The 12,141-nt window shown below is 63.1% G+C and carries 12 protein-coding genes; 6 read left to right on the plus strand and 6 right to left on the minus strand.

Features of this window, described 5'->3' with window-relative positions; all coding sequences use genetic code 11:
• Window position 1: 1 nt before the first annotated feature.
• Together MRY17_RS22465 and MRY17_RS22470 are read right to left on the minus strand one after the other, a co-directional pair.
• Entirely contained in the window at window positions 2–478 is a 477-nt protein-coding gene (locus tag MRY17_RS22465; protein ID WP_057724933.1) for an NYN domain-containing protein, read from the minus strand.
• Window positions 479–597: 119 nt separating this feature from the next.
• Window positions 598–1,332 (minus strand): DUF2076 domain-containing protein, encoded by a 735-nt coding sequence (locus tag MRY17_RS22470; RefSeq protein ID WP_243352888.1) that lies wholly within the window; start codon window positions 1,330–1,332, stop codon window positions 598–600.
• 179 nt (window positions 1,333–1,511) lie between these two features.
• On the opposite strand from MRY17_RS22470, the gene MRY17_RS22475 reads away from it, so the two are divergent.
• Together MRY17_RS22475 and MRY17_RS22480 are read left to right on the plus strand one after the other, a co-directional pair.
• Window positions 1,512–2,171 carry a YciC family protein gene (locus MRY17_RS22475; protein WP_243352889.1) on the plus strand — a complete coding sequence of 220 codons (660 nt, stop codon included), beginning with the start codon at window positions 1,512–1,514 and terminating at the stop codon, window positions 2,169–2,171.
• Window positions 2,172–2,212: 41 nt separating this feature from the next.
• Entirely contained in the window at window positions 2,213–3,301 is a 1,089-nt protein-coding gene (locus tag MRY17_RS22480) for an endonuclease/exonuclease/phosphatase family protein (protein WP_243352890.1), read from the plus strand.
• A 108-nt stretch (window positions 3,302–3,409) separates the two neighbouring features.
• Here the strand turns inward: MRY17_RS22480 and hrpB are convergent, their stop codons facing one another.
• Window positions 3,410–5,917: an ATP-dependent helicase HrpB gene (gene hrpB, locus MRY17_RS22485; protein ID WP_243352891.1), complete on the minus strand. Its 2,508-nt coding sequence runs from the start codon at window positions 5,915–5,917 to the stop codon at window positions 3,410–3,412.
• Window positions 5,918–6,169: 252 nt separating this feature from the next.
• Between hrpB and MRY17_RS22490 the strand changes: the two genes are divergently transcribed.
• Together MRY17_RS22490 and MRY17_RS22495 are read left to right on the plus strand one after the other, a co-directional pair.
• Window positions 6,170–6,589, plus strand: coding sequence for a hypothetical protein (locus tag MRY17_RS22490; RefSeq protein WP_057724928.1), 420 nt, complete (start codon window positions 6,170–6,172; stop codon window positions 6,587–6,589).
• Window positions 6,590–6,598: 9 nt separating this feature from the next.
• Entirely contained in the window at window positions 6,599–7,492 is an 894-nt protein-coding gene (locus MRY17_RS22495) for a cation diffusion facilitator family transporter (protein WP_181283143.1), read from the plus strand.
• Here the strand turns inward: MRY17_RS22495 and MRY17_RS22500 are convergent.
• On the minus strand, window positions 7,489–8,499 hold the full coding sequence (locus MRY17_RS22500) for a DUF6515 family protein (RefSeq protein WP_191955860.1): 1,011 nt from the start codon (window positions 8,497–8,499) through the stop codon (window positions 7,489–7,491). The genes MRY17_RS22495 and MRY17_RS22500 overlap by 4 nt on opposite strands.
• A gap of 417 nt (window positions 8,500–8,916) precedes the next feature.
• Here MRY17_RS22500 and MRY17_RS22505 point away from each other — a divergent pair, with 417 nt between their 5' ends.
• Window positions 8,917–9,396, plus strand: coding sequence for an Lrp/AsnC family transcriptional regulator (locus MRY17_RS22505; RefSeq protein ID WP_003194418.1), 480 nt, complete (start codon window positions 8,917–8,919; stop codon window positions 9,394–9,396).
• A 219-nt stretch (window positions 9,397–9,615) separates the two neighbouring features.
• Window positions 9,616–9,825 carry a DUF2788 domain-containing protein gene (locus tag MRY17_RS22510; protein WP_025999909.1) on the plus strand — a complete coding sequence of 70 codons (210 nt, stop codon included), beginning with the start codon at window positions 9,616–9,618 and terminating at the stop codon, window positions 9,823–9,825.
• On the opposite strand, the gene MRY17_RS22515 is transcribed toward MRY17_RS22510, so the two are convergent.
• Both MRY17_RS22515 and amn read right to left on the minus strand, forming a co-directional pair.
• Window positions 9,820–10,455 (minus strand): pseudouridine synthase, encoded by a 636-nt coding sequence (locus MRY17_RS22515; protein ID WP_243352892.1) that lies wholly within the window; start codon window positions 10,453–10,455, stop codon window positions 9,820–9,822. The genes MRY17_RS22510 and MRY17_RS22515 overlap by 6 nt on opposite strands.
• Window positions 10,456–10,526: 71 nt before the next feature.
• Complete coding sequence (amn, locus tag MRY17_RS22520; RefSeq protein ID WP_181283141.1) at window positions 10,527–11,999, minus strand: AMP nucleosidase; 1,473 nt, start codon at window positions 11,997–11,999, stop codon at window positions 10,527–10,529.
• Window positions 12,000–12,141 lie beyond the last annotated feature (142 nt).

Below are 12,141 nucleotides of genomic sequence, written 5' to 3' on the forward strand. Positions count from 1 at the left end.
TCTATTTGAGCAACAACGCGCCTTCGATCGGCACATAGCGGCTGGCGGCGCGTATCAGCGAGTTGGCGGTCAGCCCCGGCACGCCGTAGGCCACCGCTTGCACGCCATGCTTGTGGATGATGCGCTCGAGCAGCATGTCGAAATCCCCGTCGCCGGAAGCCAGTACCACTTCGTCGACGTGGTCGGCGGCGTCCATGATGTCGAGGGTGATGCCCACGTCCCAGTCGCCCTTGGCCGAACCGTCGCTGCGCTGGATATAGGGCTTGAGCTTCACGGTAAAGCCGAGGTTGCGCAGGATCTGCTGGAACTGCTGCTGCTTGCTGTCACCACGGTCGATGGCGTAGGCGTACGCCTCGACGATCTGCCCATGGGCGCTGATATCAGCCCACAGCGCCGCGTAGTTGAAGTGGCAGCCATAGGCCTGGCGCACGGTGTAATAGAGGTTTTGCACATCGGCGAACACTGCAATTTTCTTCACCGCACTTCCTCACTGACCGCCAGGCGCCAGCGCCCGGAAAGGTTGCCAGTATGCCAGCCATGGGGAGGTTTCCGGGAAAAAATCAGACCGGGGCGACGCAGCGCCCCGGGTCGAGCGGGTCAGACGAATGAATCGTCGTCGCCAAAGGCAGAGGAGTCGTCGGCATAATCGCTGTCGGCGATGCTGTCGGTGTTGTTGCCGCCCCAGTTGTCATTACCGGCGAACTTCTGATCATCGTTGCCCCAGCCACCTTGATCGCTCGCCGGCGCTGGTTGTTCGATGATCTCTTCCACCACCTGCGGTTGCTGGTTGTGATGAAACAGGCTGCTGATGCCTTCGGCGAGCAATACACCACCGGCCACGCCGGCAGCGGTCTTCATGGCGCCACCCAGAAACCCGCTGCCGGCTGGTGCGGCGGCGGCCGGTTGTGGCGGCTGTTGATAATTCTGCTGCGGCGCCGGCTGATTGAACGATGGCCGCGCCGGCTCACGCCAACCGCCGCCCGAATTACCCGGCGCAGGCTGCGCATCGCGTGAACCACCGCCAAAGATGCTCGACAGGAAACCACCGCCGCTGGCCGGAGCCGCGGGTGCGGACGTGGATTTGGCGCGCTGCAATTCTTCCTGCAGTTGCTGGATCTGCTGGGCCTGCTGCTTGTTTTGCGCGTCGAGGCTCTGCAGCGCATGTTCCTGCACCAGCAACGACTGGGTCATGTAATAGCCGGCGGCCGGTTGGCGAGTCATGTGTTCCTTGATCCGTGCTTCGGCCTGGGCGTCGCGGGGGGCTGAGTCCGTCTCGGCTTGCTGCAACCGTGAAAACAGTCCATCGATCAGGGTTTGTTCTTCGCTGTTCATGGCGACCTCGTTAGATTGCCGGTAAAAATCAGGGTCCCGCCTGACATCAGGCAAGGTACGCCCTAGTTATGGGGCTGTTACCAATTGTTTCAATGGTCTTTACTCAAGGTTTACGTTTGCTTGCCCAGACCAGCTATCGGTTAAAGTGTGCCCCTGCTTTTCGGCCTGTGATGACTCTGATGAATCCGTTAGACGTGCTGCGCGACTCCTTCCGCTTTACCCTGCGCAACCTGGGCGCCATCGTCCAGCTGTGCCTGCCGCTGGTGATCCTCGAGGCCCTGTTGCAACAGGTGCTCGACCACACGCTGGGCCCGGAGGCCTTCAGCGGTTACAGCGTGATGGTGGGATTGCTGGTGTATCCGTTGTACACCGGCGCCTTGATCCTGTTCCTCGACGCCCGTACCCGGGGTGAATCGCCGCGTACCCGGGATGTGTGGGCCCTCGCCCTGGCCATGTGGCCGCGCTTCGCCCTGCTGACCGCGATGAGCACGCTGCTGATTCTGCTCGGGCTGTCGTTGTACTTCCTGCCGGGCCTGTGGCTGATGGTGGTGCTGGCGTTTGCCGAGTACCTGCTGGTATTGCGCGGCCTGTCGGCGCTTGAAGCGATGAAGGAAAGCCTGCGCCTGACCCGTGGACATTTCTGGCGCATCCTGATGTGCCTGCTGTGTGTGATGACCCCGCTGTGGCTGCTCAAGGGTGCCAGCGTGGCGGCGTATCCCGAACCCGCGCCGCTGCTGGGGCTGCTGATGGACAGCGCCCACAGTTTCCTGCAACTGTTTACCAGTGTGGTGCTGTTCCGTTTATTCATGTTGATCGGTGGCGACGCCGACGCGCGGTGATATGCTCCGTGCCTCTTCTGAAACGCACATAAGCCGAGCCGATGACCCGTTTATTGCGCATCACCCTGTTGAGCCTGCTGCTGATTGCAGGCCTGTTGGCTGCACTGATCTACAGCCTGACCTGGCGCCCGGCCGACAAGGAGACCCTGCCGGTCAGTTGCGTGGCACCGCGTGCACCGACCCTGCTGCCGGGGCAGACGCTCAAGGTGATGACCTGGAATCTGCAGTACCTGGCCGGCAAGAACTACGTGTTCTGGTACGACACTCCCGACGGCAGCGGCCCGGACGAGCGGCCCACGGTTGAAGACATGGCCTTCAGCCTCGACGAAGTGGCGCGGGTGATCCGCGACGAACAGCCCGACATCCTGCTGTTGCAGGAAATCGACGAAGGCGCCAAGCCCTCCCATTACCAGGATCAACTCGCGCTGTTGCAGGAGCGGCTGGTCGACCTCTACCCCTGCAGCGCCCAGGCGTTCGACTGGAAAGCCGACTTTGTGCCCAGCCTGCCCATCTTCGGCAGCGTCGGGCGCAAGTTGGCGACGCTGAGCCGCTACCAGATCGAACACGCCGAGCGTCTGCAATTACCGACCGCCGATGCCAATTTCATCAGCCGCCAGTTCCAGCCCAGGCCGGCCTTGTTGCTGACTTACCTGCCGCTGAGCGACGGCGGGCAACTGGCGGTACTCAACACGCGCCTGGATGGCGGCGTGCCTGGGCGCAGTGCCGTGCAGGGACAGGTGGAGGCCACCGTGAAGTTACTGGATAACCTCGAAGGCCGCGGCACGCCCTGGTTGATCGGCGGGGATTTCAATCTGCTGCCGCTGGGCCAATTCCTGCGCCTGGATGCGCAAAAACGCGGCGAGTATTCGCCGGACAGTGAATTGCACCTGTTGTGGGATAAATACCCGATGATCCCGAGCAACAGTGAATCGAGCGGCATCGACCGCAAGCAATGGCTGACGCACTTCCCCAATGACCCAAGCCTCGAGGGGCCGGATCGGACGCTGGACTACCTGTTCTACAGCGCGCGGATCAAGCGGGTGGAGGCCAAGGTCAGGCAGGAAGATACCTTGCGCATCTCCAACCACTTGCCGGTCATTGCTCGGTTCCTGCTGCCCGCCGCGCAATAAAATGTGGGAGGGGGCTTGCCCCCGATGACAGTGTGTCAGCCAGTACATCTGTTACTGATACACCGCTATCGGGGGCAAGCCCCCTCCCACAGGGGATTTCCATTGTGGCTACTTTCGGGGTTTGATCCTGGCGGTCGCTTCAGCCACCAGGGGGTCATCCGGCCAGTAATGCTTGGGGTAACGCCCCTTCAAATCCTTCTTCACCTCGGCATAGGTACTGCGCCAGAAGTTGGCCAGGTCCTGCGTGACCTGCACCGGCCGCCGCGCCGGCGACAGCAGGTGCAGCTTGACCACTTGGCGCCCACCGGCAATGCGTGGTGTATCCGCCAGCCCGAACAGCTCCTGCAAGCGCACCGCCAGGATCGGCGGCTGTTCGCTGTAGTCCAGGCGCACCGACGAGCCCGACGGCACTTTCACATGCTGGGGCGCGAGTTCATCCAGGCGCTGGGGCAGTGGCCAGGGCAGCAGGTTGTGCAGGTAGCTGGAAATATCCAGGTTGGCGAAATGGCTCAGGCGCGAGACTTTGCCCAGGTAGGGCATCAGCCAGTGCTCCAGGCTGGCGAGCAGGGCCTTGTCGCTGATATCGGGCCATTCGCTGGTGTGGCCGACGTCCAGTTGGCGCAGCAGCATCACACGGGCCTGCCATTGGCGCAGTTCCGGGGTCCAGGGCAATAGCTCCAGGCCTTTGCGCCGCACCAGATTGACCAGTGCCTGACTGCGCGCGGCCTCGTCAAGACCTGCAAGCGGTTCACGGCTGAGCACCAGTTCACCGACCTTGCGCTGGCGTTCGGCACGCAATACCCCTTCGCGCTCGTCCCAATCAAGTTGGTCGACATTGCGCACTTGCTCGGCGAGTACCGTGTCGAACAGCGCCGGATCGAAATCCGCCGCCAGGTAGATGCGCTCTTCGCGCTGGCCCTGACGGCTGCCCAGGTCGGCGATTACCAGCCAGGCTTGTTTCATCAAACTGTCGGCTTCGGCAAACAGCGCGGCGCGTCCATTGGCCAGCCGGTATTCGGCGCCACCGGGGCGACGCTGTTGGGCGACGCGGTCCGGATAAGCCAGTGCCAGCAAGGCGCCGAGCCAGCGCGGGTGATCGGGGTCGGCCACCGGTTGGGTGGCCTTGCCTCGCAGATAGCCGCGATATTGCCGCGCCAACTGTTTGGCCCGCTGCACCCCGCCTTGGGTGCCGCGCGCACGCTCTTCGCCGGACAACAGCGCCAGACGACTGTGCAAGTCGGCACCGCCGCCGCGCAGGATATCGCGCTCCCCCAACAAGGCGGCCACGTCGCAGGCCATGGCCGCGAGCCCCAGGTCCTGCCCGCGCAACAGCAAGTGGGCGATACGCGGATGGGCCGGCAATTGGGCCATCTTCTGGCCATGGGCGGTGAGCTTGTCGTCATTCAAGGCGCCGAGGCGCACCAGCAAGTCCTGGGCCTGGGCGTAGGCGGCGGTCGGTGGCACATCGAGCCACACCAGTTGCGCGGGGGTGACGCCCCAGCGCGCCAATTGCAAGGCCAGGCCGGCGAGGTCGGCGGCGAGGATTTCCGCACTGCCGTAGGCGGCCAGCCCGTCATGCTGGTCTTCGGACCACAAGCGATAACACACCCCCGGCTCCAACCGCCCTGCCCGGCCGGCACGCTGAGTGGCGCTGGCGCGGGAGATGCGCTGGGTGTCGAGGCGGGTCATGCCGCTGCCGGGATCGAAGCGCGGCACCCGCGCCAGCCCGGCGTCGATGACAACGCGCACGCCGTTGATGGTCAGGCTGGTCTCGGCAATGTTGGTGGCCAGCACCACTTTGCGCTTGCCGGCCGGCGCGGGGTCGATGGCGGCGCGCTGGGCATTGAGGTCGAGCTCGCCGTGCAGCGGACACAGCAGCACATCGGGCTGATGACCCAAGGCGTCGGACAGTTGCTGATGGACCCGGCGAATCTCCGCCTGCCCCGGCAGGAACACCAGCACGCTGCCGGTTTCGTCATGCAGGGCTTCAAGAATCGTCTGCACCACCCGCGGCTCGATGAACTCCCCGGCCTGGTACGGCCGCCCCCAGCGCATCCGCACCGGGAACATGCGCCCTTCGCTGCGCAGGATCGGTGCGTCATCCAGCAGGCTGGCGAGGCGCTCGCCTTCGAGGGTGGCGGACATCAGCAGGATTTTCAGTGGTTGGTCATCGCGAAACAGCTCGCGACCGTTGAGGCTCAGGGCCAGCGCCAGATCGGCATCGAGGCTGCGCTCGTGGAATTCGTCGAAGATCAACAGGCCCACGCCGTCCAGCGCCGGGTCGTCCTGCAGGCGACGGGTGAGGATGCCTTCGGTGACCACTTCGATACGCGTGTTGGGGCCGACTTTGCTGTCGAGGCGGATGCGATAGCCGACGGTTTCACCGACCTTTTCACCCAACTCGCTGGCCAGTCGCTCGGCGGCGGCACGCGCAGCCAGGCGCCTGGGTTCGAGCATCAGGATGGTCTGCCCGGCGAGCCAGGGCTCGTTCAATAAAGCCAGAGGCACGCGGGTGGTTTTACCGGCGCCGGGCGGCGCTTCCAGCACGGCTTCATGGCGAATCGCCAAGGCGTCACGCAGGGCGGGTAAAACATCATCAATCGGCAACGAATTCATACTGGCTCCAAAGCAGAGCGGCGAGTATAACGGCGAACTGCCGGAGGCTGACGCGGGTCTTAAAAACACCCAATGTCCAGACTGTGAATGCAGTCGAGTGTGGGAGCTGGCTTGCCTGCGATGGCGGCGCTTCAGGGAAGACAGCGGTGACTGTCACACCGCTATCGCAGGCAAGCCAGCTCCCACATTGGATCATCGGCGTCTGGCACATCTGGCTTATAGTCACCCTTACTATGTTCAGGAGACTTTTTCATGCGTATCGCTTCCCGTGTCATCGGCGGCGTCTTGGCCGTCACCCTGCTGAGCCAACTCACCGCCTGCGGTTCGATTTTCTATCCGGATCGGCGCGGCCAGATCGACGGCAAGATCGACCCGGCGATTGCCGTGCTCGATGCGGTCGGCCTGCTGTTCTATGTAATCCCGGGCCTGATCGCGTTTGGCGTCGACTTCGCCACGGGCGCGATCTATTTCGAACCGGGCAAGACCGCCCAGGTCGCGCCGGAAAAACTGCACGAAGCCATCGGCGCCGACGGCAAGGTCGATAACGTCAAGCTGCAGAGCATCATCCAGAAGGAAACCGGCCGCACCTTGCCGCTGGACGACCCGCGCCTGATCCAGTTCAAGGGCAGCGTGCAACAACTGGCGTCCCTGGGCCTGCAACCCGCCGCATAAGGACAGCCCATGACCAGCAGTCCCGAACACGCCAGGCTTCTGCGCCTGGCCACCCGCGCCTCGGTGGGCGTGGCCTGCGCGCTGATCGTCACCAAGGCCATCGCCTGGTGGTTCAGTGGCTCGGTGGCCATGCTCGCCGGGTTGACCGACTCGCTGCTCGACGGCGTGACCTCGTTGCTCAATCTGCTGGCGGTGCACTACGCCCTGCGCCCCGCCGATGATGATCACCGTTACGGCCACGGCAAGGCGGAGTCGCTGTCGGGGATGGCCCAGGCGCTGTTTATCGGCGCCAGTGCGGTGTTGATCGCGTTCCAGGCCTATCAACGCCTGCAGCACCCGGAACCGGTGGGCGCGCCCTGGCTGAGCATTGGCGTGATCTTGTTCTCATTGGTGCTGACCGTGGCGTTGTTGATGCTGCAACACCGGGTGATCCGCGAAACCGGCTCCAACGCGGTGCGCGCCGATTCGCTGCATTACCGCTCCGACCTGATGCTCAACGCCAGCATCCTGGTGGCGCTGGTGCTCGCCGGTTTTGGTTGGCAGCAGGTGGACGCCTGGTTCGGCCTGGGTATCGCCGCCTACATCCTGTGGAGCGCCGTCCAGATTGCCCGCGAGAGCTTTGCCGTGCTGATGGACGAGGAACTGCCGGCCGATATCAGCCAGCATATGCTGGACCTGGCCCGTGGCGTACCCGGAGTACTGGGTGCCCATGACTTGCGCACGCGGGTGTCCGGCAACCACTGGTTCGTGCAGTTGCACCTGGAATTGCCAGGGGAATTGACGTTATCCGTGGCCCACGGCATCAGCGACCAGGCCGCCGATGCCATTCACCGGGCCTACCCGAAGGCCGAGGTGCTGGTGCACGCCGACCCACTGGAAGTGGTCACCGGCGCCAGAGCCTAATACTGGACCTGATAGCCACGACTGCTCAGGCAGTTGCCCTGCGCCTGGCGGTAGGTTTGCACAACGGCAGGGTCGGGGGCGTAGGTGGCGGCCTGCGGGTCAAAGCCGCTTTGCTGCGCGGCCCAGCGATAACAATCGTAACCGTCCTGCTGTACCTGAGCCGGCGACTGCCCATTGGCAGGGTAGGCCACCACGTTATAGCCGTTGCCTTGCGGCGCAGGCGGCGGCACAGGCACTTGCGCCGGCGGTTCCACCACCACGTATTGCTGAGTGTTCTGTTCGTAGGCGTAGTAGGCGCCAGCCGCCAGAAACAATAGCGAACCGCCCACCCAGACTTCACGTGCGTAGTCCGGCAAATACTGCACACGAATGCCGTACGGCGGCCTCACCACCACATAACGCGGGCCTTGCGGACGGTACCAGTAACCGCCGGAGAAAAAGTAATCCTGGCCGCGATACGGCACGCGGTAATTGCGCTCCGGGAAACGGTCGACGATATAGCCTGGGCGATACTGCGGGCCCGGGCCCCAGCCGTTGCCATGCCCGTCGGGGCGGCCAGGCCAGCGGTTATCCCAACGGTTATCATTGGGGTGACCATTGTAGCCGGGGCGCGAACCCGGACCGCCAGCCTCCCAGTGCCGGTTGTCGTCGTTGCGCCGGGGTATGTCGCGGTAGTAACCCTGGCGCGGTTCCTGGGTCTGGCGCACGGTATCGGGCCGGCCCTGGATCGGCAGGTTGTTGGACGGCTGCGGTTGTGGCCGCCCCGGCTCATTGACCTGCGGGCGCCCTTGCCATTGACCGCCGCCATTGTGGCCATCGCGATCAACCTGCGGGCGCGGCTGATTGTTTTCCGGGCGACCTGCCCCTTCCGGTCCCCGCTCATGCTGGCCGCCGCCCTGTGGCCGCGGCCCCTGGCCCGGTGAGTTATCGCGCTCGTCGGCCATTACCTGCGTGCCGACGCTGACCACCAGCAAACCAACACCTGCCATACGCCAGATGCGCTTCATGCTTTTCCTCACTGCGGGTTAGGGCTTGTTCATGAGACTGGGAAAGCCTCGCCCGGTTCTGAGACAGGTTATCAGTCACGAGAACTATTTTCTTGAACGCAAAAGAAAAGGGGTGACCCGTCGGCCACCCCTTGAGAATTTCGTCCTGGCTCAACGCTTTTGACGTTGGCTCACCTCACGCTGTCTTGTGGACAGTGTGCAGCCTGGAGGCCGGCTCAACCCTGCTGGGGTGGCGGCCGCAGCGAGCCTGATTGGGCGGGCTGCAGTGGACTGTTGTCCAGGCGGTGATTCTGTTGATAAAGATACAGGCACCCGCCCGACGGATGATTGCGAAGATTGCGTCAATAAACAGTGCTTGCGCAATTTTTAACCCTTCATGGATAATTCACCGCAATAGTTACGACAAAGGCTAACCCAATGAGCAAGCTTGACCGATACGACCTGAGTATTTTGGCGGAATTGCAGCGTGACGCGCGGATCTCCAACCAGGAGCTGGCCGAGCGTATCGGCCTGTCGCCTTCGCCCTGCTCGCGCCGGGTCAAGCAATTGGAAGACGACGGCTATATCGCCCGCCAGGTCGCGTTGCTCGACCGCAAGATGCTCGGCCTGAGCCTGACCGCCTATGTGCTGATCGGCATGGACCGGCATACGCCGGAACGTTTCGAGAATTTCGAAGCGGCCATCCGTACACTGCCGCAAGTACTGGAATGCAGCCTGGTGACCGGGATGGACGCCGACTATCAGTTGAAGGTGGTGGTGCCGGACATGGACCATTATCAAAAGCTGCTGCTGGGGCATCTGACCCGGATTGAAGGCGTGACCAGCGTGCGCTCCAGCTTTGTGCTGAACCAGGTGCTCAACAGCACCGAACTGCCATTGACCCACCTGCGCACCTGAGAACAACGACGTTCGAGGGGCTTGCTTGTTGTAGGAGCGAGCTTGCTCGCGAAAAACGTCAACGATACCGCGTGCTTTCTGAATGAACGCGGCGCCTGTGAGTTTTTCGCGAGCAAGCTCGCTCCTACATTTGGATTGTGCTTCGACTCAGGTCAATGTTGTGTCTGTGACGCTGCCGTATACTTCCCGCCTGCCTTTGTAGGAAGCCCCATGAACAACATTGACCCCGCCCTGTTCGAAGAATGGATGATGACCGGCCTGGTCACTATCCTGATCATTTTCATGGGCTTTATCGTCTGGGACCTGGCGAAGAAATCCAAGGCCGGGCGCTTTGGCTCGTTCATTCTGTTTTTCGTGCTGGGTCTGGGCGTGGCCGCGTTCATCATCAAGAGCGTGGTGATCGGCCTGATCGAGTCCGGCGCCTTATAGACGCGCCGGCACTGCCTTCCACTGGCCCTGATCGAGGCCTTCGATAGACCAGTCGCCAATCCGCACACGCACCAGGCGCAACGTCGGCAAGCCCACCGCTGCGGTCATGCGCCGTACCTGGCGGTTACGCCCTTCACGTATCACCAGCTCCAACCAGTGAGTGGGCACGCTTTTGCGAAAGCGCACAGGCGGGTTGCGCGGCCATAATTGCGGTTCTTCCAACTGCCGCGCCTCGGCGGGCAAGGTCATGCCGTCGTTAAGCTCCACGCCGTCACGCAGGCGTTGCAGTTGTTCTTCGGTAGGTTCGCCTTCAACCTGCACCCAGTAGGTTTTCGCCAGCTTGTGTCTGGGATCGGCAATGCGCGCCTGCAACTGGCCGTCATTGGTCAGCAGCAACAGGCCTTCGCTGTCACGGTCCAGGCGGCCGGCCGGGTAGATGCCCGGGATATCGATAAAATCCTTGAGGGTCGCGCGCCCGCCTTCGTCACTGAACTGGGTCAGCACATCGAACGGTTTGTTGAACAGAATCAGCTTCGGCTCGGCCGGCGGCGCCTTGGCGACACGGCGCGGGCCTGCATGCGGAGGTTTCACGCCAGGGCGGCGCGCATCGGGACGGGTGGGACGGGACATGGCAACGGGACATCTAACGGTCAGGACCGACAATGCTAGTGGCCTGACCGCTAAATGACCATCCCCACCGCTTAGCGGAACGGCGGCTCGTCGAAGCTGCGCAGTTTGCGCGAGTGCAGTGAGTTGAGCTCGGTGCGCAGCAGGTCGACGGCTTCGATGCCGATCTTCAAGTGCTGGCTGACTGCCCGCTCGTAAAAGGCGTTGGCCGAGCCCGGCAACTTGATCTCGCTGTGCAGCGGTTTGTCCGACACACACAACAACGTGCCGTACGGCACACGCAAACGGTAACCCTGGGCGGCAATGGTGCCGCTTTCCATGTCCACCGCCACGGCGCGGGACAGGTTGATCAGCGGCCGCTCCTGGGCCCAGCGCAGTTCCCAATTGCGGTCGTCGTAGGTCAATACAGTGCCGGTGCGCAGGCGCTTTTTCAGCTCTTCGCCTTTTTCGCCGGTGACTTTCGCCGCCGCTTGCTGAAGCGCCAGTTGCACCTCGGCCAGGGCCGGGATCGGGATGTTCGGCGGCACCACGCGGTCGAGAATCCCGTCGCGACGCATATAGGCGTGGGCCAGTACGTAGTCGCCGATGGTCTGGGATTGGCGCAGGCCGCCGCAGTGCCCGATCATCAGCCAGCAATGCGGGCGCAGCACGGCCAGGTGGTCGGTGATGTTCTTGGCGTTGGACGGGCCCACGCCGATATTCACCAGGGTCACGCCATGGCCGTCAGTGGCCTGCAGGTGATAGGCCGGCATCTGGTAGCGGTGCCAGACCACGCCTGCGGCAATCGCCGACGCTTCGCCATGGTCCATGCTCTTGTCGATCACCACGTTGCCCGGCAGCACCATGCGGATGAAGCGTGGGTCGCTGCGCAGTTGCTCCAGGCCATGCAGGATGAACTGGTCAACGTAGCGATGGTAGTTGGTCAACAGAATCCACGGTTGCACATGGCGCCAGTCGCTGCCGGTGTAGTGCACCAGGCGGCGCAGGGAGAAGTCCACACGCGCCGCGTCGAACAGGGCCAGGGGCAGCGGGTCGGTGTTCTCCCAGTCATAGAGACCGTCGGCGATGCCATCGGTGGCGGCGGACAAGTCGGTGCTGGGAAACACGCGGGCCAGGGTCGCGGCGGTCACGCCGGAGCCGGCCAGTTCGTCGCCCTGCTCCACCACGTACGGGTACGGGATGTTCTGCTGGCTGACGCCAACTTCCACCGTCACGGTGAAGTCGTGCATCAGCGGCACCAGTTGCTCCAGCAGGTATTTACGGAACGCCGCCGGATGGGTGACGGTAACGCTGTAGGTCCCCGGCAGTTGCACCTTGGCATAGGCCCGGGTGGTCTGTGGGACCTCGCCGTGGCAGTGGTAGGTCAGGCGCAGTTCCGGGTAGCGAAACAGCGCGCGTTGTTCGGCGTCGGGTTCGACGCGGTCCTTGAGGTATTGCTTGAGGGCTTGATTGAGCGCGCCAGTCGCACGCTCATGCAGGGCCGCCAGCCGATCCACGGCTTCTTCAGCGGTTTGAACGACAACAAAAGCTTCGGTCACGGTAAGCATCCTGTGTTCTGGACTTGCAGGCCTTTATCTTGCCTGTATCCAGGCTTCACTGAAACAGTCGGATTGGAATGCTGTTAATAATGTGGGAGGGGGCTTGCCCCCGATAGCTGAGTATCAGCCACCAGATGTATTGGCTGACACA

Origin of the sequence: Pseudomonas orientalis (genome assembly GCF_022807995.1) — a bacterium.
Lineage (GTDB): Bacteria > Pseudomonadota > Gammaproteobacteria > Pseudomonadales > Pseudomonadaceae > Aquipseudomonas > Aquipseudomonas orientalis_B.

Bases quoted from the DNA above. Each gene is read 5' to 3' on its own strand.
- MRY17_RS22470 (WP_243352888.1), bottom strand. From the start codon at position 1,332: ATGAACAGCGAAGAACAAACCCTGATCGATGGACTGTTTTCACGGTTG.
- MRY17_RS22475 (WP_243352889.1), top strand. From the start codon at position 1,512: ATGAATCCGTTAGACGTGCTGCGCGACTCCTTCCGCTTTACCCTGCGC.
- MRY17_RS22480 (WP_243352890.1), top strand. From the start codon at position 2,213: ATGACCCGTTTATTGCGCATCACCCTGTTGAGCCTGCTGCTGATTGCA.
- hrpB (WP_243352891.1), bottom strand. From the start codon at position 5,917: ATGAATTCGTTGCCGATTGATGATGTTTTACCCGCCCTGCGTGACGCC.
- MRY17_RS22490 (WP_057724928.1), top strand. From the start codon at position 6,170: ATGCGTATCGCTTCCCGTGTCATCGGCGGCGTCTTGGCCGTCACCCTG.
- MRY17_RS22495 (WP_181283143.1), top strand. From the start codon at position 6,599: ATGACCAGCAGTCCCGAACACGCCAGGCTTCTGCGCCTGGCCACCCGC.
- MRY17_RS22500 (WP_191955860.1), bottom strand. From the start codon at position 8,499: ATGAAGCGCATCTGGCGTATGGCAGGTGTTGGTTTGCTGGTGGTCAGC.
- MRY17_RS22505 (WP_003194418.1), top strand. From the start codon at position 8,917: ATGAGCAAGCTTGACCGATACGACCTGAGTATTTTGGCGGAATTGCAG.
- MRY17_RS22515 (WP_243352892.1), bottom strand. From the start codon at position 10,455: ATGTCCCGTCCCACCCGTCCCGATGCGCGCCGCCCTGGCGTGAAACCT.
- amn (WP_181283141.1), bottom strand. From the start codon at position 11,999: ATGCTTACCGTGACCGAAGCTTTTGTTGTCGTTCAAACCGCTGAAGAA.